Source organism: Mesorhizobium australicum, assembly GCF_900177325.1.
GTDB lineage: Bacteria > Pseudomonadota > Alphaproteobacteria > Rhizobiales > Rhizobiaceae > Mesorhizobium_A > Mesorhizobium_A australicum_A.
On sequence record NZ_FXBL01000004.1, the window covers coordinates 23,683 to 45,698 of the forward strand.

A 22,016-nucleotide genomic window follows, 5' to 3' on the forward strand; every position below is an offset into this window, starting at 1 on the left:
GCCCGCGCGACCCGCTCTCCCAGCGGGAAAACGCAGGGGACGGGCAGCGGAAATGACCGTACCCGCAGCCTTTGCGCGTCATGCCTCAGGAGTCCGTTCCCGCTTCGGCGAAACAGACCAGGATGGGATTGATCGTGCCTAAATCGCTCGACAGCTTCAACGCCCGACGCACGCTTAAGGTCGGGGACGCAGAATATGTCTACTTCAACCTGATCGAGGCGGAGAAGAACGGGCTGACCGGCGTCTCGCAGCTTCCTTTCTCGATGAAGGTGCTGCTGGAGAATCTGCTTCGCAACGAGGATGGCCGCTCGGTCACCAAGAAGTCGATCGAAGCCGTCGCTGAATGGCTGGTCGACAAGGGCAAGGCCGGCGTCGAGATCGCCTACCGTCCCGCCCGCGTGCTGATGCAGGACTTCACCGGCGTGCCGGCGGTTGTCGACCTCGCGGCGATGCGCGACGGCATCAAGGCCCTCGGCGGCGATCCCGAGAAGATCAACCCGCTGGTGCCGGTCGACCTCGTCATCGACCACTCGGTCATCGTCGACGAATTCGGCTCGCCGATGGCCTTTGCCCGCAACGTCGAGCTCGAATATCAGCGCAACGAAGAGCGCTACAAGTTCCTGAAATGGGGCCAGCAGGCGTTCCGCAACTTCCGCGTCGTGCCGCCCGGCACCGGCATCTGCCACCAGGTCAACCTCGAATATCTCGGCCAGGTGGTCTGGACGAACGACGAGGACGACGAACTGACCGCCTATCCCGACACCTGCGTCGGCACCGACTCGCACACCACCATGATCAACGGCCTCGGCGTTCTCGGCTGGGGCGTCGGCGGCATCGAGGCGGAGGCCGCGATGCTCGGCCAGCCGGTCTCCATGCTCCTGCCGGAAGTGATCGGCTTCCGCCTCACCGGCAAGCTCAAGGAAGGCATCACCGCCACCGACCTCGTGCTCACCGTCACCCAGATGCTGCGCAAGAAGGGCGTCGTCGGCAAGTTCGTCGAGTTCTTCGGCCCCGGCCTTTCCTCGATGACGCTGGCCGACCGCGCCACCATCGGCAACATGGCGCCGGAATATGGCGCCACCTGCGGCTTCTTCCCGGTCGACGGCGAGACGCTCAACTACCTCACCACCTCCGGCCGCTCGGATGCCCGCATCGCCCTGGTCGAAGCCTATTCGAAGGCCCAGGGCATGTGGCGTCATGACGGGATCGCCGATCCGGTGTTCACCGACACGCTGGAGCTGGATCTCGGCGAAGTCGTTCCGTCGATGGCCGGCCCGAAGCGTCCGGAAGGCCGCCAGGCGCTGCAGGACATCGCCGCCGGCTTCGCCAAGGCGATGGAAACCGAATACAAGAAGACCATCGATGTGGCGAAGCGCTACGCCGTCGAGAGCACCGACTACGATCTTGGCCACGGCGACGTGGTGATCGCCGCCATCACCTCCTGCACCAATACCTCCAACCCGTCGGTGCTGATCGGCGCGGGCCTGCTCGCCCGCAACGCCAATCGCCTCGGCCTCAAGCAGAAGCCGTGGGTCAAGACCTCACTCGCCCCCGGCTCGCAGGTCGTGGCCGAGTATCTCGAAAAGGCCGGCCTGCAGAAAGAGCTCGACCAGATCGGCTTCAACCTCGTCGGCTTCGGCTGCACCACCTGCATCGGCAATTCCGGCCCGCTGCCGGCGCCGATCTCGAAGACCATCAACGACAAGGGCCTGATCGCGGCCGCCGTGCTGTCCGGCAACCGCAACTTCGAAGGCCGCGTCTCTCCCGACGTGCAGGCGAACTATCTCGCCTCGCCGCCGCTGGTCGTCGCCTACGCGCTCGCCGGCACGGTCACCAAGGACCTGACCACCGAGCCGATCGGCGAGGACCGCGACGGCAAGCCGGTCTATCTCAGGGACATCTGGCCCTCGACCACCGAGATCCAGGAATTCATCGCCAAGAACGTCACCCGCGAACTGTTCGCCCGCAAATATGCCGACGTCTTCAAGGGCGACGCTTATTGGCAGGCCGTTCAGGCGCCGTCGGGCCAGACCTATGCGTGGGACGACAAGTCGACCTATGTGCAGAACCCGCCCTACTTCGTCGGCATGGGCAAGGGCTTCGGCAAGATTGGCGACATCAAGGGCGCCCGCATCCTCGGCCTGTTCGGCGACAAGATCACAACCGACCACATCTCGCCGGCCGGTTCGATCAAGGCAGCTTCGCCCGCCGGCAAGTACCTCACCGACCACGGCGTCGGCGTGGCCGACTTCAACCAGTACGGCACGCGCCGCGGCAACCACGAGGTGATGATGCGCGGCACCTTCGCCAACATCCGCATCCGCAATCACATGCTGGGCGAGAACGGCCGCGAGGGCGGCTACACGATCCACTATCCGTCGAAGGAGGAGATGTCGATCTACGACGCCTCGATGCTCTACCAGCAGGAAAAGGTGCCGCTCGTCATCTTCGCCGGCGTCGAATACGGCAACGGCTCGTCGCGCGACTGGGCCGCGAAGGGCACCAATCTGCTCGGCGTGAAGGCCGTCATCGCGCAGTCCTTCGAGCGCATCCATCGCTCGAACCTGGTCGGCATGGGCGTCATCCCCTTCACCTTCGAGGAAGGCACCTCCTGGGCCTCCCTCGGCCTCAAGGGCGACGAGACGGTCGAGATCGACGGGATCGAGAACATCAAGCCGCGGCAGAAGATGGTAGCGAAGATCACCTTCGCCGACGGCACGGTGAAGAACGTGCCGGTCCTCTGCCGCATCGATACGCTGGACGAGCTCGACTACTTCAAGAACGGCGGCATCCTGCAATACGTGCTGCGCGACCTCGCGGCATAGTCGCCGCCGGTAGCTACCAAAGACGACGCCGGGCGGCCCCTCCGCCCGGCGTTGTTCGTTTTCACGCCTATCGCCCAGCTTCAGCGCGAAACGGCCTGACGGCCGCCAATTCCGGTCCGCGGCTCCACGAAGCGCTCACCCCAACGTGACTTCCCGTTGAAAGCTTGTCTGCCTATGCTTTGGGCAGATAAGAAAAGCGGCCGAAATACGGCAGCGGGGCATGTGAGACCGATGATACTGAAGAGCCTTGGCGCCGCCGCTCTGACGGCGCTGTCGTTGTTTGCAACCAATCCGATCTGCTGGGCCGGCGAGCGCCTGGCCGGGGTGGTCGAACTGTTCACGAGCCAGGGCTGCAAGTCCTCGCCGCCGGCGGATGCCAATCTTGCCGAGCTGTCCCGGCGAGGCGACGTGCTCACCCTCGGCTACCATGTCGGCTACTGGGACTACATGGGCTGGCGCGATACGCTCGCCAACCCCGACAGCACCTCCCGCCAGGACAGTTATCGCAAGGCGTTCGAGAGCCGCTCCATCTATACGCCGCAGGCGGTGGTCAACGGCCGCCTGCACGTCAACGGCGCGAAACGGGGCGAAATCGAAGGCGCGCTGTCCTCGCTCGGCAGTGCGGGAAAAGGCCTCGTGGTCGATGTCGACGTCCGCAAGCGCGGCGACAGCATCGTGATTTCCACGGGAGACGGCAGCTTTGGGCAGAAGGCGCACTTGACCATCGTCTACTACGATTTCGCGCATTCCGTGGACATCACGGCGGGCGAGAACAGCGGCAGGAAGGTGCGCTACGTGAACCCCGTCACCGGCGTCCAGGCCGCAGGCATGTGGCACGGCAAAGCGGCGGTGTTCGAGCTGCCGGCGAGCGAGATCTCCAAGCGCGGTCCGGGAGGCTTCGCAGTCCTCCTGCAGATGGTGCGCAGCGACGGCTCGCTCGGGCCGATCCTCGGTGCGGCGAACTTCCCGCAAGGCAGCGTCTAAAAGAGAAAAAACCGACATTCGATCCGAAGATCGAATGCCGGCCGCAGGTCTTTCGGGATTGTCGCTCAGGACACCCGTGTTTCCCGGGGGGTCCTGAAGGATCGGTCCAGCGCGAGCCCCATGGGCGGGGGGCTTGGGGTTTACAGGGCCGGCGCCGGACCGAACCGTCTCAGGCAACAACTGCATACTTCTGTCGAATACGGGCCAGAGGTGGATTATTTCGCGGCGAGATTGTGTCAAAGCGATCACCAATATCACGTCGCTTTCATCATGCGTGAAGCTGCGTGATGAGCCCGCCGCCCTCTTTCCGGGATTAGATATTGATTTCGTTCGGCGAAAGCGCGACCTTGTCACTCAACTGTCACGGAGTGGAGCGGATGGTCGAACGCAGCGCCGGCGGGGAGGGCGATGACGACTCCGTAATATTGATTCCGCTGTCGGACGTGCGCCGCCAGCGAATGGACATCCCGGTAACGTTCGACAGGCGCGAACTCGATCTGATTCTCAGGCTTTACGGACGGATGGTCGCCGCCAACGAATGGCGTGACTACGCCATCGACCACATGAGCGACCGGGCCGTCTTCTCGGTCTTCCGACGCACCAGCGAGACCCCGCTCTACAGGATCGTCAAGGACCCGTCGCTGGCCCGCCGCCAAGGCGCCTATTCGGTCGTCGCGGCCTCGGGCATGATCCTGAAGCGCGGCCACGAACTGGCCCGCGTGCTGACCGTCTTCGACAAGACGCTGAAGCTGGTGGAAGCCTAAGTTGTTAGGACAGCTTAGCTTCCAAGCGCTCGAGGATGCCAAGCGCCGCCTTCATCCGTCATTCCGGGTCCGCGGAGCGGAACCCGGAATTCAGAGCACCGCCCTGCGAGGCTGACTTCGCGGCGACAGGGCGCGAGGGACCAGACGTTGGCGATCTGGATTCCGGTTCCGCTCCGCGGCCCCGGAATGACGGCTTACGTGTTGCCGACTTCGATCTCCCGTTGCCCCATACAAGCTAGACCATCCGCCCGGGAAGCGATTCGGGATCGGGCGGCAGATCCTTGCCGCCGTTCATCGTCAGCTGCATGAAGACGGTGTCGAGCCAGCGGCCGTGCTTGTAGCCTGAGCCTTCCAGCACGCCGGCATGACGGAAACCCGCCTTCTCGTGCAGGCGTATGGAGGCGAGGTTGCGCTCTCCGTCGCCGATCACTGCCGCGATCTGTCGGAAGCCGAGCCGGGTGCATTCCGCGACGAGCCGCGCGAGCAGCAGGCTGCCGATGCCTTTTCCCTGCGATTCGGGCGCGAGATAGATCGAATCCTCGACCATGAAGCGATAGGCGCGGCGCGGCCTGAACGGCCCGGCATAGGCATAGCCGAGGATGGTGTTGCCCTCCGCGGCGACGAAATACGGATACCCGGCCGAGACGAGACCCTGATAGCGGCTTCGCATCTCCTCGAGGCTGGGCGCCTCCAGCTCGTAGCTCGCCGCGCCATGCGTTACCGCATCGGCGTAGATGGCGGCGATCGCAGGCAGGTCGTCGGGCATGGCGGGACGGATGTCGAGGGTCATGGCGCTTTCCACGATTGGCTCGCCCGCGATACCGCATCCCGCGGGCAAAAGAAAAGGGCGGCCGAAGCCGCCCTTTCCGAAGTCCGGTCCGCTTTCGTTACTCGCGGTTGCCGAGGAACGACAGCAGGAACGAGAACAGGTTGATGAAGTCGAGATAGAGCGTCAGCGCGCCCATGATGGCCTTGCGGCCGGCGACCAGCACTTCGTCACCCTCGAAATACATCTCCTTGATCTTCTGCGTGTCGTAGGCCGTCAGGCCTGCGAAGATCAGCACGCCGATCGCCGAGATCGCGAACTGCAGCGCCGGCGAGGCGAGGAAGATGTTCACGATCATCGCGATGATCAGGCCGAACACGCCCATGATCAGGAACGAGCCCATGCCGGTCAGGTCGCGCTTGGTCGTATAGCCGAACAGCGAGAGCGCGCCGAACGAGGCCGCCGTGATGAAGAAGGTCTGCACGATCGAGGCCGAGGTGTAGACCAGGAAGATCGACGACAGCGACAGGCCCATCAGCGCGGCGAAGACCCAGAACATCGTCTGAGCCGCCGAGACCGACAGCGTGTGGATGCGCGCGCTCAGGAAGAAGACCATGCCGAGCGGGGCGAGCATCACGACCCAGCGCAGCGGCGAGCCGTAGAGAGCGGTGCCGAGCGCGGTCAGCATCTTGCCGTTGCCGAGGGTGGCCGCGGCGGCGGCGGGATCATTGGTGGTGGCGAGCATCATCGTGCCGAGCGCCGCCAGACCGGTAATCGCGAGCCCGAGCGCCATAAGGTTGTAAACCTTGAGCATATAGGCGCGCAGGCCCTCGTCGATGCCGGTGTCGACGCGGGTGCCCGCGCCGGCACGCATCTGGTAGTTCCGAAGGTCAGCCATAGGAGTTCCTCTTTGCTACTGCCCCGTCGGGTGTCGGTTCGCGGCGATCCGCGCTCCAGGCTCCGCTGGCGGGGCTCCAGCATGCCTACGGCGTAATATGATCATTCTTCGTGTCGGTAACAAGGCCCGTTACGAGGCGACACGCCCTGTGATCATACAAAGTAGTAAAAATGCGCTCACAGTTCGCGGAGGACGGGTGCGGCCTTCTGTCCGAGGATGCGCCACGTGCCCGCCAGGCCGATCCCGACGGTCAGCAGCAACGCGAACAGAACGGTTCCGACAGCCACCTCCGGCAGAAAGCTCGACGGCAGGGTCATGATCCGCGCCACGACGAACCAGGCGGCGACGCCGCCGGCGAGCAGGGCGAAGACCGCGGTGGCGAGCCCGATGAGCATATATTCGAGCGAAAACGCCCCGATCAGCGTACCGCGCGTCGCGCCGAGCATCTTCAGCACGACGGCATCATGAACCCGGGCGCGATTCCCCGCCGCCAGCGCCCCGGCAAGGACCAGCACGGAGGCAATCAAAGCCACGGCCGCGGCGGCGCGGATCGCAACGCCGAGCTGTCCGATCAGCCGGTTGACGATGTCGAGCGCGTCCTTGACGCGCACCGTCGTCACTCCCGGAAACGCCCGCGTCACCTCGTTCAGGATGCGTGCCTCTTCCGCAGCGCTCGCCTTCCGGTCGAGCAGGGTCGCCAGCCAGGCGTGCGGCGCACCGGCGAAGGCGTTGGGCGAGAAGACCATCACGAAGTTGATGCCCATCGATTCCCATTCAACCTGGCGCAGGTTGGCGATGCGGGCCGTGACGTTGCGCCCGAGCACGTTGACCGTGACCGTGTCGCCGATCTTCAGGCCGATCTCGCCGGCTTCCTCGGCCGAGAACGACACCAGCGGCTCGCCGGAATAATCCTTCGGCCACCATTGGCCGGCGCTCAGCGTCGCGTTTTCCGGCACTGTCTCGGAGTAGGTGATGCCCCGGTCGCCGCGCAGGACCCACTGGCCCTCCGGCGGCACCTCGATCTTCTGCACGTCGACGCCGTTCAGCTCGATGACGCGCCCGCGCAGCATCGGCACCTTGGTCAGCGTGCCCTCGGGCGAAGCCTGCGAAACAAGTGTGCTGAACCGGTCGACATCGGCGGGCTGGATGTCGACGAAGAAAAAGTTCGGCGCCCGCTCCGGCAGGTTGCCGGCGATCTGGCGGCGCAGATTGCCGTCGATCAGGGCGAGCGTCACGAGCAGGGTCAGGCCGAGGCCAAGCGACAGCACGACCGACGGCGTGAGTGCGCCCGGCCGATGGATGTTGCCGATGGCAAGGCGCAGCGGCGTGGAGCGCACGGCGGGAGCGCGGCGCGCCAGCCATTGCACCAGCTCTGCGACGCTGCGCAGGACGATGAAGGCGAACACCGCCGCGCCGACGAAGATCAGCGCGATCAGACGATCGGAGGAGAACCATATCGCCAGGCCTGCGAGCAGGACGGCAATGCCACCCGCCGCGAGCAGATACGGCAGCCGCGGCAGCCCGCGACCTTCTAGCCCCAGTTCGCGGAAGAGCGCTGTCGCCGGGATATCGCGCGCCCGCCCAAGCGGCAGGACCGCAAAAGCGAGCGTGACGAGAACGCCGAACACCACAGCCATTACAAGGGCATCCGGATAGACGCCTCCTTCCGCCGGAACCGGGATGACGGAAGACAATGCGGCGCTTGCCGCGAACGGCATGGCAATGGCGATGCCGAGACCGATCAATATGCCGATCGCCGCGACGATCATCACCTGGACGAGATAGACAGAGAACACGAACCCGCCGGAGGCGCCGACACTCTTCAGCGTGGCGATCACGCCGCGCTTGGCGTCGAGATGCGCGCGCACCGCATTGGCCACGCCGACGCCGCCGACCACGAGCGCGGTCAGGCCGACCAAGGTCAGGAACTGCGAGAACCGCTCGACATTGCTGGAGAGCGAAGGGGCCGCATTGGCGCGCGAGCGGATGCTCCAGCCGGCCTGCGGAAAGTCTGTCTTGGCCCTATCCGAGATGACTTTTATGTCTGCCTCTGTCGCTCCGGCAGGCAGCTTGAGCTTGTAGCCATGCTCGACCAGGCTGCCCGGCTGAATCAGGCCGGACGCCCTCAAACCGTCCATCGACACCATCAGGCGAGGGGCGAAGCCGAAGCCTTCGGAGACGAGATCGGGCTCGTCGACGATGCGGGCGCGCAATTCGAAGGTCGCACCGCCGAGCCTGATGCGCGCACCGTCGGACAGCTTGAGCTGGTCGAACAGGAGGTCGGGCGCGGCGGCGCCCCAGATGCCGTTGCGTTCGCCGAACAGATCGTCATGCGAGAGCGCGGGCTGTGTCGCCAGGGAGCCGTAGAGGGGATAGGCGCCATCGACCGCCTTCACCTCCACGAGCGTCTGGTCGGAACCATCCTCCAGCCGGGCCATCGAACGCATGCCGGCGCTGACCGCGAGATCGCCTTGCGCCTTCAGGAAGGCAAGCTCCTTGTCGGACGCTTCGCGCTGCATGAGGTTGAACCGCATGTCGGCGCCAAGCAGCGTCTGGCCCTGGCTCGCGACCGACGAGGTAATCGCGCGGGCAACGGAGTTCACGCCGCCAATGGCGCCGACGCCGAGCGCGATGCAGGTGATGAAGATGAAGAAGCCTTTCAACCCGCCGCGCATCTCGCGCAAGGCGAAACGGAAGGCCAGGCGCAGCGATTGCGCAGACGCCGAACTCGCCTTCATGCGCTCACAGCCATCGGCGGCGTTTCGATCCGCCCCGAGCGGATGGCGATCTGGCGCTGGCAGCGCGCGGCGAGCGCCGGGTCGTGGGTGACGAGCACCAGCGTCATGCCGCGCTCGCGCGCCTTGGCGAAAAGGAGGTCGGCGATATGCCGGCCGGTCGCCTGGTCGAGATTGCCGGTCGGCTCGTCGGCGATGAGGATGGAGGGCGTCGGCGCCAGCGCGCGCGCGATTGCGACGCGCTGCTGCTCTCCGCCCGAGAGCTGTCCGGGATAGTGCCGGATCCGCTCTCCGAGCCCGACCGCTGCGAGCTCGCGCTCGGCGATCGCGAACGCGTCGGCGACACCTGCCAGCTCCAGCGGAACGGCGACGTTCTCCAGCGCCGTCATATTGGGGATGAGGTGGAACGACTGGAAGACGATCCCGACATTGCGGCCCCGGAAGCGGGCGATCTCGTCCTCGCTGCGGCCGTTGAGCGTCTCGCCCGCGATGCGCACCGTGCCGCCGTCCACGCCTTCGAGGCCGGCGAGCACCATCAGCAGCGTCGACTTGCCGGAGCCGGACGGGCCGACGATGCCGACCGCCTCGCCGCGCGCCACAGCCAGGCTGATCCCGCGCAGCACATGAACGCGGGACGCACCCTGGCCGAGGGTCAGCGAGACGTCCTCGAGTTCGATAACGGCTTCTGTCACGGCGGATCAGTCCTATATGGAGGTCTGTCGGGCAGGTCGGGGCTCATATGGGAAACGTGCGATGGCATTCAAACAGGTGAAACGCGCTTTTTGCATTGCACTATTTTGTGTTGTCGCATGGGCCGCGCCGGCAACGGCGGAAACGTTCAGGGTCGTCGGCTTCGGCGACAGCCTGATGGCCGGCTACAATCTCGGCCCCAACGAGGGCTTTCCGCAGAAACTTGAGGCGGCGCTGAAGGCGCGCGGCCACAACGTTGCCGTGGCGAATGCAGGCGTGTCGGGCGACACGACCTCGGGCGGCCTGTCGCGGCTCGACTGGTCGGTGCCGGACGGTACGGATCTCGTGATCCTCGAGCTTGGCGCGAACGACATGCTGCGCGGCCTGCCGCCGCAGATCACCGAAGACAACCTCGACCGGATGATGGCCTCGCTCAAGGCACGCGGCATCGGCATCGTCCTGGTCGGTATGCTCGCAGCCCCCAATCTCGGGCCCGACTACGCGACCGCCTTTAACGGAATCTATCCGAAGCTGGCGGCGAAATACGACGTGCCGCTCGTTCCGTTCTTCCTCGACGGGGTGGCGGCAAACCCTTCGCTGCAGCTCGATGACGGCCTCCATCCCAATGCCGCCGGCGTGGACCGGATGGTCGAAGGAGCGCTGCCAATCATCGAGCCGCTGATCAGGTGACGTTCCGCGAGGTCGCGGCGGGCGGGAAATAATCGCTTGCCCGGTTGGCCATTCGATGATTCGCTGCAATGCGAGATCGAATCGAGGAGGTGCCATCATGCCCCGTCTGTTCACCGCCCTCGAGATCCCGCGCGACGCCGCGCTGTCGCTTTCCCTCCTTCGCGGAGGGATTCCCGGCGCACGCTGGATCGATGTCGAGAACTACCATCTCACGCTCCGCTTCATCGGCGATGTCGAAGGCCATGTGGCCGACGAGGTCGCCAACGCGCTGGACCGGGTGCGCAGGCCCTCCTTCGATCTGACATTGTCCGGCGTCGGCGCCTTCGGGTCCAAGAAGCCGCACTCGATCTATGCCGGCGTGATACCCTCTCCCGAGCTCAACGCGCTGCAGGGCGAGATCGACCGCATCTGCACCCGCGTCGGCGCGCCGTCGGATCAGCGCAAGTTCGTGCCTCATGTGACGCTTGCCCGCCTGCGCAACGGCAATGACGGCGAAGTGGCCCGCTATCTGTCGGCACGGGGGAATTTCGCCGCCATGCCGTTCCGAGTGTCGCGATTCGTGCTGATGTCGTCTCGCGATTCGGTCGGCGGCGGCCCCTACATCGTCGAAGAGGCCTGGCCGCTGGGCATGGTGGACACGCGGCCGGCCGGCCGGCCCGACGCCGTGCGGATCATGCGATAGCGGCTGGACTGTTCCCGCGCTGCCGGCGCACTATCTCTGCCCGAAGCGGATCGTCTGAAGGAGGATCGGATGGCGAGGGATCTTCTGGCAACGGACGAACTGGCCGAGGCGGTCGCTAAGCTGCCCGGCTGGTCGGTCGCGAAGGACGGCCTGTCGATCGGACGCACCTTCGAGTTCCGCAACTTCAGCGAGGCCTTCGCCTTCATGACGCGGACCGCGCTGGCGGCGGAGAAGATGGACCACCATCCCGACTGGTCGAACGTCTACAAGACGGTGAAGGTGACGCTCTCCACGCATGACCGGGGCGGCGTGACCGAACTCGACATCGAGCTTGCGAGGCGGATGAGCCGCTATGCGGACGCGGATTGAAATCGCCCGTGCGCTACCCACATTTTCCGGCAAGGAGAATGCCGGGATGAAGCAGATCGACATCGAAGAGGTACTGGCGCCTGGCGACGCGGAAGAGACCGGCCGCCGCGAGAAGCGTGTCCGGCTGGAGTTCTGGCGCACTGCCAAGCGCGCCGCGCGCCATGTTCCGTTCATGGACGAGCTGGTCGCAGCCTATTATTGCGCGCTCGACCCGAAGACGCCGTTCCGCGTTCGCGGCACCTTGCTGGCCGCGCTCGCCTACTTCGTCCTGCCGCTCGACTTCATCCCCGATTTCCTCGTCGGCTTCGGTTTTACCGACGATGTGGCCGTGCTGACCGCGGCGATCACCGCCATCCGATCGCATATCAAGCCGGCGCACCGGATCGCGGCAAAGAAGTCGCTTGCCGAGGTCGACTAGGCCCAAGGTCAAACTCTTGCCGCTTTCCTACCCCTCTTTCGGGCACGGCAAGGGCGCGGGGCCTGCAGTCGCGATGAATTTGCGCCAATGAGGCGCTCCGCACCGGGTTGGGTCCGGAAACGGTCGGGTGGTAACCCTTTCGTAACCTGGATTTAATCAAATTGTATCAGATGCGTCGGCGACGGCACGTTTCCGGGGACGCGTTTCCGGCGCTTGGCACGAATTGCGGCAGGACAATATGCACAAGACACTCCCCTTCCTGATTGCCGGCGCGATGCTCGCTGCGGGCGGTATCGCGCAGGCGCAGAACATCGCCAAGATCGGCCAGAAGGGCGATTGGGCGCTCTATTCCTACAACGACGAGAAGGGCAAGGTCTGCTACACGCTGACCATCCCGACCGACAAGCAGCCTCCTTCGCTCGACCACGGCAAGTCGATGTATTTCGTCGTTTCGCAGAAGCCCGGCCAGAATGTGAGCTTCGAGCCGCAGTTCAACGCCTCCTACAATTTCCAGGAGAACTCGAAGGTCGAGGTGACGGTCGGCGACAAGAAGTTCGCCATGTTCACCAAGGGCAACCGCGCCTGGGTGGAGAACGCCGCCGAGGAGCCGGCGCTGATCGCCGCGATGCGCGCAGGCGCCGACATGAAGGTGGCCGCCAAGTCGGGCCGCGGCAATCCGACCAGCTACGTCTTCTCGCTGAAAGGCATCTCGGCGGCTTTGACCGACATCTCGAACTGCAAGTAATCCTGCTTTTTCCAGCATTGCGGGCCGCCATCGTGACGGATGGCGGCTCTTGTGTTATCTGGCGCCGGACGATGCGGATGCCTATCTCCGCGAAAACGGCTTTTCGACACCAATGGCAGTCACGGTTTTGAACGATACGCGGGCGGATGGCGCCCGCGCCGCACCCGGCATTTCCGCGCAGACCGCGCGCGAGAAGCCGTCGCTCATCGGCATGTCCCGCGAGGAGATGGCGCAGGCGCTCGTCGGCGCCGGCGTGCCTGAGCGCCAGGCGAAGATGCGCGTCAGCCAGCTCTGGCACTGGCTCTACGTGCGCGGCGTCTCCGACTTCGGCCAGATGTTCAACATCTCGAAGGAGCTGCGCGCGACGCTCGGCGAGCACTTCACCATCGCTCGGCCCGAAATCGTCGAGGAACAGATCTCTCAGGACGGCACGCGCAAGTGGCTGTTCCGCTTCCCGGCGCGCGGCGCCGGACGGCCGGTCGAGATCGAGACCGTCTACATCCCCGAGGAAGGCCGCGGCACGCTCTGCATCTCCTCGCAGGTCGGCTGCACGCTCACCTGCTCCTTCTGCCACACCGGCACGCAGAAACTGGTGCGCAACCTGACCTCGGAGGAGATCCTCGCCCAGCTCCTCGTCGCGCGCGACCGGCTCGGCGACTTCCCCGACCGCGACACGCCGGCCGGCGCCATCGTTCCCGCCGAGGGCCGCAAGGTCTCCAACATCGTCATGATGGGCATGGGCGAGCCGCTCTACAATTTCGAGAACGTCAAGAAGGCGCTGCTGATCGCTTCCGACGGCGACGGGCTGGCGCTCTCCAAGCGCCGCATCACGCTGTCCACCTCCGGCGTCGTGCCGGAGATCGTGCGCACCGGCGCGGAGCTCGGCGTCATGCTCGCCATCTCGCTGCATGCGCCCAACGACGACCTGCGCGACCTGCTCGTGCCGATCAACAAGAAGTATCCGCTGGCCGAACTGATGGCCGCCTGCCGCGCCTATCCCGGCCTGTCCAACGCCAAGCGCATCACCTTCGAATATGTGATGCTGCGCGACGTGAACGATTCCATCGACGACGCCAAGGCGCTGATCAAGCTGCTCAAGGGCATCCCGGCCAAGATCAACCTGATCCCGTTCAATCCCTGGCCCGGCACCAACTACCAGTGCTCGGAATGGGAGACGATCGAGAAGTTCGCCGACTACATCAACGACGCCGGCTACGCCTCGCCGATCCGCACCCCGCGCGGGCGCGACATCCTTGCCGCCTGCGGCCAGCTCAAGTCCGAATCCGAGCGCATGCGCCGCGTCGACCGCCTCGCGCTGGAGGCGATGATGATCGCGGGGCACGGCGAGGAGTGAGTTCCGCGCGCGCGATCGCCCGCGCCGGTGCGGTTGCACTGATCCGCGACGCGATCCCTTATGCGGTGGGGTCCGTGGTCGCCGCCGTCGCGATCGTGGCGCTGGTCTGGGCGACGGAGCTGTTCGAAGGACGCACCTATTCCGCGGACCACCTCGCGCTGATGCTGGTCGTCGGCACGATGGCAACCTTCATCTATGCCATGCCGCTGGCGATCATCCTCGTTACGATCGGCGAGTGGCGCCGCTACGGGCCTCTTTACTATGTCCTCGCCGCGCCGGCGTGCGCGTTGGTGTCTTTCATGGTCCTGTATCTGTTCGCCCCAGGGACGGCATTCTCATGGCGGCAATCTGGACTGGTTATCGCCGGGGGCTTCGCCGGCGGGCTCGGCTTCGTGGCGATGCGGGCGCTGCTCGTCCGCTTCCTCGGCAATCTGGCGTTCCGCGCTCCGATACAGGAAAGCCCTCCACAATGACCGTCTTCCTGCGCCTCCTTGGCCAGTTGCTCCTGATCCTCGTCGGCTATGCCGCCGCCGCCCTCGTCGCGAGCGCCTTCCTGCACCTCATCTTCCTGACGTCCGCCGGCTTCGAGGCCGACGAGGCACCGGTGCTCGTCATGGGCTCGGTCGTCTTCTCGATCCCGTTCGTCGCGCTGTTCACTGCCTATTTCGCGTTCCTGCCGGCGGTGATCGCGATCGGTATCGGAGAAGTGCTCGGCGCGCGCGACTGGCTTTACTATTCGATCGCGGGCGGCGTCGTGGGAGCCTGCGTCATCGCCTTGTTCTGGTACTACGTGCCGCCGTCGCTCGATCTCGAGCCAGGCGCGATCGCACCCCGCGACCCGCTGGTCGAGAACCCCTATGTGCTGTCCACCGTCATCGGCGCCGGCGTCCTCGGCGGCATCGCTTACTGGGCGGTGGCCGGGCGTCTGGCAGGCGGATGGAAAGCTCGCGCTACCTTGCCTGCGCGGTGAGGATCTTGAGCGCGAAGGCGGAGAACACACCGGCGAACAGATAGTCGATCGCCCGCGTGACGCGCGGGCTCTTCCTTAGAAGGCCCGAGAACCCGTCCGCCGCAAGCACCATCGGCACGGTGACCGGCAGCGATACCACGATGAACATGAAGCCGAGGAAGAACAGCTTCGCCGCCGCGTGCGGATCCTCCACCGACACGAACTGCGGCAGGAAGGTCATGAAGAACAGGATGATCTTCGGGTTGAGCAGGTTGATGCCGATGCCGGTCGCCCAGTTCTGCAGCAGTGTATGCTGCGGCCCGGCCTTCTTTTCTGGGGAAAAGGCGGAGCCCTTCCAGATCGCCTGCCAGGCCAGCCAGACAAGATAGCCCGCGCCGAAGATCTTCAGCGCCAGAAACGCCTGCGGCGATGCGACGATCAGCGCCGACAGGCCGAAGGCCACCATGGTGGTATGGATCAGGCAGCCGGTCAGCGCGCCCGCCATGCACGCGAGCCCCGCCGAACGGCCCTCGGACAGGGCGCGGCCGACGAAAAGCGTCATGTCCGGCCCGGGGGTGATCGCGATGATGATGGTCGCGACCGCGAACTGCGCAAGGATGGCGAGATCTGGGACGTATCCGGAAAACATGAGGGGCGCGGGTCCGATGGAGGCTGGCCACGCTTTACATCAAGAAGGACATCGCCGGAACAGCCAGTTCGCGGCCGAAGCAGCGCCAAGGAAGCCCTTACTGCCGGCTTTCCGGCTGTGACGCGCCTGGACCCGTCGCGACCGCGTCGCCATCCGACACGCCATAGGCCTCGCCATCCCAGGCCCACAGCACCTCATCGCCGCCGCCTTTCTTCGGCAGCGCGATCAGGTTCGGCCACCCGTCGACCAGGGTGCGGTTGTCCAGATAGAGGTCCGCGCCCTCGGCATCGTAGACCTGCGTCCACGCAGCCGCATCGGAAAGACGCGAATAGGCAGCCACGTTGCAGCCCGACGCGCCATAATACCAGGACGAGCCGCACAATTCGACGAAGAGCAGGCTGCGGCCATCCGGCAGAACCGATTTCGCCGCGGAAACGATCGGTTCGGCCGCGGTCGCCTGACGGAACAGCTCGATCTCGTCCTTGCGAAGCTCCTTCGCCTCCAGGAGGTAGGAGCTGTAGGGGGTAAGTCCGATACGCTCATAGCCCGACATGTCGCGCTTGGAGCAGAACGGTTCGGCGGCTTCGATCGCGGCCTTGGACCCGCGCAAAGGGAAAATGGCTTCGAGCGCAGGTTCCACGCCTTCGATCGTGATCTTTGCTCGCGTTCCGGTCTTCATCCGCGCGATCGCGAGACCTGCCACCGGAACCGTGATTGTGACGTTCTCCAAAGTCGCGCGCGTTTCGAAGACCTGCGCGCCGACGAAAAGCTTCGCCGCAGCTTCGCCCGAAGGCGCAGCGGTCTCCGGCGAAAGGGTGAGCCGCAGCGACCACTTCTGTTCGGCGCAGGCGAGCACGGCGCCTGCAATGCCCTTCGCCTGCAAAGGTTCGGGAAGCGTGATCGCCGCCTCTCCCTCGGCCGTAACCCACCGGTCGGCCGCAAGCGCGGACGGCGACCATCCGCACGCAACCGCGAGCACCGCCCCGCCGAACCATCTGCCCAGGGAGGAACCTGCACGGCCCGCGACGGCGTGTCTTTGCATCGAACTGCACTCCTCCGGAGAACTGGCTGCAATCGCGGATTGCATCACGAATCAACGACGAGTGTATTCGAGGGCGCAGGGCCGGCAAAAGCAAATCACGCCAACGCGAGCGCTGTTGCCGGCGGCGGCCTTGCCGGCCGGCCCTTTCCTGCTAAAAGAACGCGCGAAACGCGGGCTTTTCCCGTTGCGCAGCAGATCTGACAGGACCGGCAATGTCGAAGTGGAAGAACGTCAAGAAAGTCGTCCTCGCCTATTCAGGCGGCCTGGACACCTCGATCATCCTGAAGTGGCTGCAGACGGAGCTAGGCGCCGAGGTGGTCACCTTCACCGCGGACCTCGGCCAGGGCGACAGCGACCTCGAACCGGCCCGCAAGAAGGCCGAGATGATGGGCGCCAAGGAGATTTTCATCCGCGACGTCCGCGAGGAGTTCGTCAAGGACTTCGTCTTCCCGATGTTCCGCGCCAACGCGGTCTATGAAGGTACCTATCTCCTCGGCACCTCGATCGCCCGTCCGCTGATCTCCAAGCATCTCGTCGAGATCGCGCGGGAGACCGGCGCCGACGCGGTCGCCCACGGCGCCACCGGCAAGGGCAACGACCAGGTGCGGTTCGAGCTGTCGGCCTATGCGCTGAACCCCGACATCAAGGTCATCGCACCGTGGCGCGACTGGTCGTTCAAGTCGCGCACCGACCTGATCGACTTTGCCGAGAAATACCAGATCCCGATCGCCAAGGATAAGCGCAACGAGGCGCCGTTCTCGGTCGATGCCAACCTGTTGCACTCCTCCTCGGAGGGCAAGGTGCTGGAGGATCCGTGGGTCGATCCGCCGGAATATGTCTACCAGCGCACCATCTCGCCGATGGACGCGCCCGACAAGGTGACCGAGATCATCATCGGCTTCGAGAAGGGTGACGCCGTCTCGATCGACGGCAAGAAGCTGTCGCCGGCTTCGATCCTCTCGGCCCTGAACGACCTTGGCCGCGACAACGGCATCGGACGGCTCGACCTGGTGGAAAACCGCTTCGTCGGCATGAAGTCGCGCGGCGTCTACGAGACACCCGGCGGCACCATCCTGCTCGCCGCCCACCGCGCCATCGAATCGCTCACGCTCGACCGCGGCGCCGGCCACCTGAAGGACGACATCATGCCCCGCTACGCGGAGCTGATCTACAACGGCTTCTGGTATTCGCCCGAGCGCGAGATGCTGCAGGCGCTGATCGACAAGAGCCAGGAAGACGTCGAGGGCGACGTGCGGCTGAAGCTCTACAAGGGCAATGTCATCGTCTCCGGCCGCCGCTCGCCGAAGTCGCTCTACCGCAACGACCTCGTCACCTTCGAAGACGACCGCGGCGCCTACGACCAGAAGGACGCCGAAGGCTTCATCCGGCTCAACGGCCTGCGGCTGCGGACGCTCGGGGCGCGCAAGCGCTGATCACGATCCCTCGATCCCGAACAGGGGCTCGAGTTCCTCCCAGCTCTCGTCCATGGCGAAGGACGAGGTGAGGTAGGGAATGCCGAAATGGCCGAAGAACGGCGAGAGCTGAGCTTCGGCCGTCTCTTCGTCCATTCCCGCCACCTGGCTCAGGTAGATCATGGCGACGAGGCCGGTACGATCCGCCCCTGACAGGCAGTGGACGAGAATCGGCTTCGGCGCCTTCTTCATCTGATCGACAAGCGCAAGCGCGCGCTCGGAGCTGAGATGTTTCGAGGCGGACATCTGGAAGTCGATCAGTTGAACGCCGTGGGCGGCCGAAACCCGCCGCTCCTCGTCATACCATCCACCGGGTGCCTGTGCCCCACGCAGGTTGACGACCGTCCTGATCCCGTATTGCTCGATGCGCTGCGCCAGTTCGTCCGGGCTCAACTGCGCCGAGCGGTAGAACTGATCGGGCAGGATTTCGTGAAAATTGCGGGTTGCAACAGCGTTGATCGCAAGAGCGGCCGCCGGGATCAACACGGCAAGGGCGCCGACGAGGGCAGCCCGGCGAAACATCAGGGTGAATCTTGGCATGAAACCGTCTCCGGCGAGGCAGTTCCAGCAGCGCGCCGATTGCGGCTAAACTGTGCCGCAGATGGCGCGATCTGGTGTCGCGCCACGCAGCCGGGCGATCACTCCCCGTCGATGGCATCGGCCATGATGATGATGGCCTGCTGGTAGACGGATGCCGAGTTCCATCCTGCGATCGCGCCGCGATTGGCGCTTGCCGGACCGCCGCTGTACCCGTGACCACGCAGGAAGTTGGCCGTCGACGCGAGCGCGGTCGACTTGTCACGCAGGTTCAGGTTTCCGACGCCATAGTTCAGCACGTTGCCCGGCAGAAACTGCGTGTGGCCGAATTCGCCATGTGCCGCGCCCACCGAGCTTGCGCTCAGAACGCCGCGGTCGACGAGCTTTAGAGCAGCAAGCGCGTGCGGCGTGAAGAACGCGGGCCGGCGGCAGTCATAAGCGAGCGTGACGATCGCCGAAACCGTGTTCTGGTTGCCCATAGCCGCCCCGAAGCCGGTCTCCATGCCCCAGATCGCCAGCAACGGGCCAGCCGGAACGCCGTAGCGGCGCTCGATGTCGGCAAACAGGGCCGCGTTGGCCTTCTTCAGCGACTTGCCCTTTGAGATGATCGTCGCGCCGCCGCGGCGCTTCATGAACGAATTGACGTCGCCGCTGAACGCCTTCTTGACGGCGCGGTCCACCTTGATCGTCGCCGTGGCGTATTTCGCGCCGGCCAGCGCCTGCAGGCCCTTGTTCTTGACCCCGGCGCCCTTGGCTTCCGCGGCAAATGCCTGCTTCCAGGTCTCGAAGCCGCTTGCATCCTTGCCGCAGCTCGCCGCGTTCGCCGCGCCTGCACTCAATGCGAGCGCGACCAGAAGACCCGAAGCAAGCTTTGCGCCCTGCGCAAGAAAGGCCATGTATCTCTCCAAAACCGTGATTCCGGTGTTTTCTGCCATCGGGAAGTTCCGTTGTCACGGTTAAGATGAAGTTGCGACCGTTCAATGTCGCGTTATCTCGCCTGCTGTTTCCGCTTTGTTACACCAGCTGCCCCTTGCGGGTTCTCCCTGGAACGATCTCTTTGGCACGCCGTTTGGGCCTCCGAAGGGGATTGAACAAGGAGAGAAGAGATGAGAGCTCGAATCATGTTCCCGATCGCCGCCGTGGCGCTTGCCGCCTTCGCGGGCGCGGCGTCCGCACAGACAGCCGTGACCGCCACTACCGACCTGAATGTGCGTGGCGGCCCGGGTCCGGAATATCCTGTCATCGGAATGATCGCGGCAGGCGCTCCCGCCGACCTGGGAGGCTGTCTCGAAAACAGCAAATGGTGCCAGGTGAGCACCGCCAGCGGACCCGGCTGGGTCTACTCGGACTATCTGTCCGTAGACATGAACGGCACCGCGTCCATCGTCACCGAAAATCGTTCATCCGTTCCGGTCGTGACCTATGAGCGGCCGCAGGGCGGTGGCGGCGCCGTCGCCGGCGGCGCGACGGGTGCCGTGGCCGGCGCCATCGTCGGCGGTCCGATCGGCGCGGTCGTGGGCGGCGTCGCCGGAGCCGCGATCGGCGGCACGGCCGAGGGCCTTGCCTCACCGCCTCCGGAGAAGGTCGTTTCCTATGTGCGCACGAACCAGGTCCAGCCCGTCTATCTCGACGGCGAGGTCGTGGTCGGCGCGACGCTCCCGGAAACCGTCGTCCTCAACGAAGTGCCGGACTACGAGTATCGCTACGTTTATGTGAACGGCCAGCCCGTGCTCGTCGAGCCCGGTTCGCATCGCATCGTCTACGTCGTCCGCTGATCCAAGCGACGGCTCTGAGAGGAAAGCCGCCGGGCCAGCCCGGCGGTTTTTCTTGCCGTCGGCGCAACGATTGCCCAACATCGGCGTTCAAACCGCTTCCGTCGCACCTGAATCGGAACACTCTCGTGAAACTCTTCTCCTGCCCCTCCTGCGGTCAGCGGCTCTACTTCGAGAACTCGCGTTGCCTCGCCTGCGGATCGGAGGTGCTCTACGATCCGGACGCCGCCGAGTTCGTCCTTCTCGGGAGCGACAATTTCGCCTGTCTCAACGCCGACGAGGCCCTGTGCAACTGGCGCGCGCTCGGCCCGCAGGCTTTCTGCCGCGCCTGTGCGCTCAACAAGACCATTCCCGACCTGTCGATCGAAGGCAACCGCGACCGCTGGATCAGGGTCGAGGCGGCCAAGCGGCGGCTGGTCTACGCACTGCTGTCCTTCGGGCTGGAGGTGCGGCCCAAGCAGACGCCGGACGAGGAGGCGGGCATTGCCTTCGATTTCCTCGGCGATCCGATCGGCGGCGGGCCGGGCGGCGAGAAGATCCTCACCGGCCACGACAACGGCGTCATCACGCTCAACGTCGCCGAGGCGGACTCGGTCGAGCGCGAGAAGATGCGCATCGCCATGGGCGAGACCTACAGAACCCTGCTCGGTCATTTCCGCCACGAGATCGGCCACTATTACTGGGACCGCCTGATCCGCGACGATCCCACCCGGCTGGCGAGCTTCCGCGAGATCTTCGGCGACGAAACCGCCGACTACGAGCAGGCCCTGCAGAACCACTATGCCAATCCTCCCGCACCCGGCTGGCAGGAGAACCACATCACCGCCTATGCCGCGAGCCACCCCTGGGAGGACTGGGCCGAGACCTGGGCGCACTACCTCCACATCGTCGACACGCTGGAAATGTCTGACTCGCTTGGCATGTCGATCTCGGCCCTTCAGGCCAATGCGGAAGAGCTTCTGATCCCCGAAGCCGACGGCGACGATGGCGCGGCGCCGCCTCCCGGCCCGACCGGCAGCCCCTTCGACCAGGTGCTGGAGCGCTGGATCGTGCTCTCCAACGCCTCCAACTCGATCAACCGTTGCATGGGCCTGCCCGACCTCTACCCGTTCGTGATCTCAAAGAATGTCGCGGCGAAGCTGGCTTTCGTCGACGAATTGCTGTGTAGGACCTGACTGCGCAACAGCATATTGACGAAGCCCGTCGCAACGCCCCTTGCTTGCGAGAAAATTGTCTTGCTAACGGTGAGGCCATTGAAAACGCAGCGTTGATCGGGGATCCACTATGCCGCAACCGTTTGTGACGTCGCTGTCAGAAACTCCGGTTGAGACGTGGGACGACCCGGCCAAGGGCGACCTCATGTGGCAGACGTTGTTTAGCAGTGACGTGACACCCACCGGCGACATGTGTTCGGGTGTAGCCATCTTGTCGCCTGGCCGAGAGCATAAGCGGCATAGACACGCCGAAGCTGAGATTTACTACGTCCTGGAAGGAACCGGCCGGCTCACGATAGATGATGAGGTCTTCAAAGTTACGGCTGGGTCGGCAGCATATATTCCAGGCAACAGCTGGCACGGGATCGTCAATGACGGTGAGTTCCCGATCAAGATCTTCTATGTCTTTTCGACCCCGCGCTTCTCAGATATCGAATATCACTTCGAGTGATGCACCGTAG

Annotated in this window: 23 protein-coding genes; 15 read left to right on the forward strand and 8 right to left on the reverse strand. The window is 64.9% G+C overall.

The features are described 5' to 3' along the window. The first annotated feature begins 122 nt into the window (after window positions 1-122). From acnA to B9Z03_RS02440, 3 genes are all read left to right on the forward strand, one after another. The gene (gene acnA, locus B9Z03_RS02430; RefSeq protein ID WP_176247409.1) at window positions 123-2,825 is read left to right on the forward strand and encodes an aconitate hydratase AcnA; all 2,703 of its coding nucleotides are present in this window, start codon (window positions 123-125) and stop codon (window positions 2,823-2,825) included. Between the two features lie 231 nt (window positions 2,826-3,056). Beyond that, window positions 3,057-3,809: a DUF1223 domain-containing protein gene (locus B9Z03_RS02435; protein WP_085462723.1), complete on the forward strand. Its 753-nt coding sequence runs from the start codon at window positions 3,057-3,059 to the stop codon at window positions 3,807-3,809. A gap of 377 nt (window positions 3,810-4,186) precedes the next feature. Then, a complete protein-coding gene (locus B9Z03_RS02440; protein WP_085462724.1) occupies window positions 4,187-4,573 on the forward strand; it encodes a DUF2794 domain-containing protein in 387 nt (128 codons plus the stop codon). A 235-nt stretch (window positions 4,574-4,808) separates the two neighbouring features. Here B9Z03_RS02440 and B9Z03_RS02445 read toward each other — a convergent pair whose 3' ends face one another. The 4 genes from B9Z03_RS02445 to B9Z03_RS02460 form a co-directional block, all read right to left on the reverse strand. After that, complete coding sequence (locus B9Z03_RS02445) at window positions 4,809-5,363, reverse strand: GNAT family N-acetyltransferase (protein ID WP_085462725.1); 555 nt, start codon at window positions 5,361-5,363, stop codon at window positions 4,809-4,811. 97 nt (window positions 5,364-5,460) lie between these two features. Further along, a complete protein-coding gene (locus tag B9Z03_RS02450; RefSeq protein ID WP_085462726.1) occupies window positions 5,461-6,237 on the reverse strand; it encodes a Bax inhibitor-1/YccA family protein in 777 nt (258 codons plus the stop codon). A 176-nt stretch (window positions 6,238-6,413) separates the two neighbouring features. Then, on the reverse strand, window positions 6,414-8,975 hold the full coding sequence (locus tag B9Z03_RS02455) for an ABC transporter permease (RefSeq protein ID WP_085462727.1): 2,562 nt from the start codon (window positions 8,973-8,975) through the stop codon (window positions 6,414-6,416). Continuing rightward, window positions 8,972-9,664: an ABC transporter ATP-binding protein gene (locus B9Z03_RS02460; protein ID WP_085462728.1), complete on the reverse strand. Its 693-nt coding sequence runs from the start codon at window positions 9,662-9,664 to the stop codon at window positions 8,972-8,974. Before B9Z03_RS02460 ends, B9Z03_RS02455 begins: the two co-directional genes overlap by 4 nt. Before the next feature lie 61 nt (window positions 9,665-9,725). Between B9Z03_RS02460 and B9Z03_RS02465 the strand changes: the two genes are divergently transcribed. The 8 genes from B9Z03_RS02465 (at window position 9,726) to B9Z03_RS02500 (ending at window position 14,890) form a co-directional block, all read left to right on the forward strand. After that, window positions 9,726-10,352, forward strand: coding sequence for an arylesterase (locus B9Z03_RS02465; protein WP_085462729.1), 627 nt, complete (start codon window positions 9,726-9,728; stop codon window positions 10,350-10,352). 97 nt (window positions 10,353-10,449) lie between these two features. Next, window positions 10,450-11,034 (forward strand): RNA 2',3'-cyclic phosphodiesterase, encoded by a 585-nt coding sequence (gene thpR / locus B9Z03_RS02470; protein ID WP_085462730.1) that lies wholly within the window; start codon window positions 10,450-10,452, stop codon window positions 11,032-11,034. A 69-nt stretch (window positions 11,035-11,103) separates the two neighbouring features. Next, window positions 11,104-11,403: a 4a-hydroxytetrahydrobiopterin dehydratase gene (locus tag B9Z03_RS02475; RefSeq protein ID WP_085462731.1), complete on the forward strand. Its 300-nt coding sequence runs from the start codon at window positions 11,104-11,106 to the stop codon at window positions 11,401-11,403. Between the two features lie 46 nt (window positions 11,404-11,449). Further along, window positions 11,450-11,821, forward strand: a complete 372-nt coding sequence (locus B9Z03_RS02480) for a YkvA family protein (RefSeq protein ID WP_085462732.1) — start codon at window positions 11,450-11,452, stop codon at window positions 11,819-11,821. A 238-nt stretch (window positions 11,822-12,059) separates the two neighbouring features. Then, window positions 12,060-12,566 carry an invasion associated locus B family protein gene (locus B9Z03_RS02485; protein WP_085462733.1) on the forward strand — a complete coding sequence of 169 codons (507 nt, stop codon included), beginning with the start codon at window positions 12,060-12,062 and terminating at the stop codon, window positions 12,564-12,566. 112 nt (window positions 12,567-12,678) lie between these two features. Beyond that, window positions 12,679-13,920, forward strand: a complete 1,242-nt coding sequence (gene rlmN, locus B9Z03_RS02490; RefSeq protein ID WP_085467460.1) for a dual-specificity RNA methyltransferase RlmN — start codon at window positions 12,679-12,681, stop codon at window positions 13,918-13,920. Then, entirely contained in the window at window positions 13,917-14,393 is a 477-nt protein-coding gene (locus B9Z03_RS02495; protein ID WP_085462734.1) for a hypothetical protein, read from the forward strand. Before rlmN ends, B9Z03_RS02495 begins: the two co-directional genes overlap by 4 nt. Beyond that, entirely contained in the window at window positions 14,390-14,890 is a 501-nt protein-coding gene (locus B9Z03_RS02500; RefSeq protein WP_085462735.1) for a hypothetical protein, read from the forward strand. The genes B9Z03_RS02495 and B9Z03_RS02500 overlap by 4 nt, the downstream gene beginning before the upstream one ends. Here B9Z03_RS02500 and B9Z03_RS02505 read toward each other — a convergent pair. Then, complete coding sequence (locus B9Z03_RS02505; protein ID WP_085462736.1) at window positions 14,871-15,518, reverse strand: LysE family translocator; 648 nt, start codon at window positions 15,516-15,518, stop codon at window positions 14,871-14,873. The two genes, B9Z03_RS02500 and B9Z03_RS02505, sit on opposite strands and share 20 nt — an antisense overlap. A 97-nt stretch (window positions 15,519-15,615) precedes the next feature. Next, window positions 15,616-16,560: a hypothetical protein gene (locus B9Z03_RS02510; RefSeq protein ID WP_085462737.1), complete on the reverse strand. Its 945-nt coding sequence runs from the start codon at window positions 16,558-16,560 to the stop codon at window positions 15,616-15,618. Between the two features lie 212 nt (window positions 16,561-16,772). On the opposite strand from B9Z03_RS02510, the gene B9Z03_RS02515 reads away from it, so the two are divergent. Then, complete coding sequence (locus tag B9Z03_RS02515; RefSeq protein ID WP_085462738.1) at window positions 16,773-17,993, forward strand: argininosuccinate synthase; 1,221 nt, start codon at window positions 16,773-16,775, stop codon at window positions 17,991-17,993. Here the strand turns inward: B9Z03_RS02515 and B9Z03_RS02520 are convergent, their stop codons facing one another. Together B9Z03_RS02520 and B9Z03_RS02525 are read right to left on the reverse strand one after the other, a co-directional pair. Next, window positions 17,994-18,572, reverse strand: coding sequence for a tyrosine-protein phosphatase (locus tag B9Z03_RS02520; RefSeq protein ID WP_244561635.1), 579 nt, complete (start codon window positions 18,570-18,572; stop codon window positions 17,994-17,996). Between the two features lie 98 nt (window positions 18,573-18,670). Further along, window positions 18,671-19,465, reverse strand: coding sequence for a lytic murein transglycosylase (locus B9Z03_RS02525; RefSeq protein WP_085462739.1), 795 nt, complete (start codon window positions 19,463-19,465; stop codon window positions 18,671-18,673). Between the two features lie 210 nt (window positions 19,466-19,675). Here B9Z03_RS02525 and B9Z03_RS02530 point away from each other — a divergent pair, with 210 nt between their 5' ends. From B9Z03_RS02530 to B9Z03_RS02540, 3 genes are all read left to right on the forward strand, one after another. Then, the gene (locus B9Z03_RS02530) at window positions 19,676-20,344 is read left to right on the forward strand and encodes a DUF1236 domain-containing protein (RefSeq protein WP_085462740.1); all 669 of its coding nucleotides are present in this window, start codon (window positions 19,676-19,678) and stop codon (window positions 20,342-20,344) included. 125 nt (window positions 20,345-20,469) lie between these two features. Further along, the gene (locus B9Z03_RS02535) at window positions 20,470-21,516 is read left to right on the forward strand and encodes a zinc-binding metallopeptidase family protein (RefSeq protein WP_085462741.1); all 1,047 of its coding nucleotides are present in this window, start codon (window positions 20,470-20,472) and stop codon (window positions 21,514-21,516) included. A 109-nt stretch (window positions 21,517-21,625) separates the two neighbouring features. Continuing rightward, complete coding sequence (locus B9Z03_RS02540; RefSeq protein ID WP_085462742.1) at window positions 21,626-22,006, forward strand: cupin domain-containing protein; 381 nt, start codon at window positions 21,626-21,628, stop codon at window positions 22,004-22,006. Window positions 22,007-22,016: the final 10 nt, after the last annotated feature.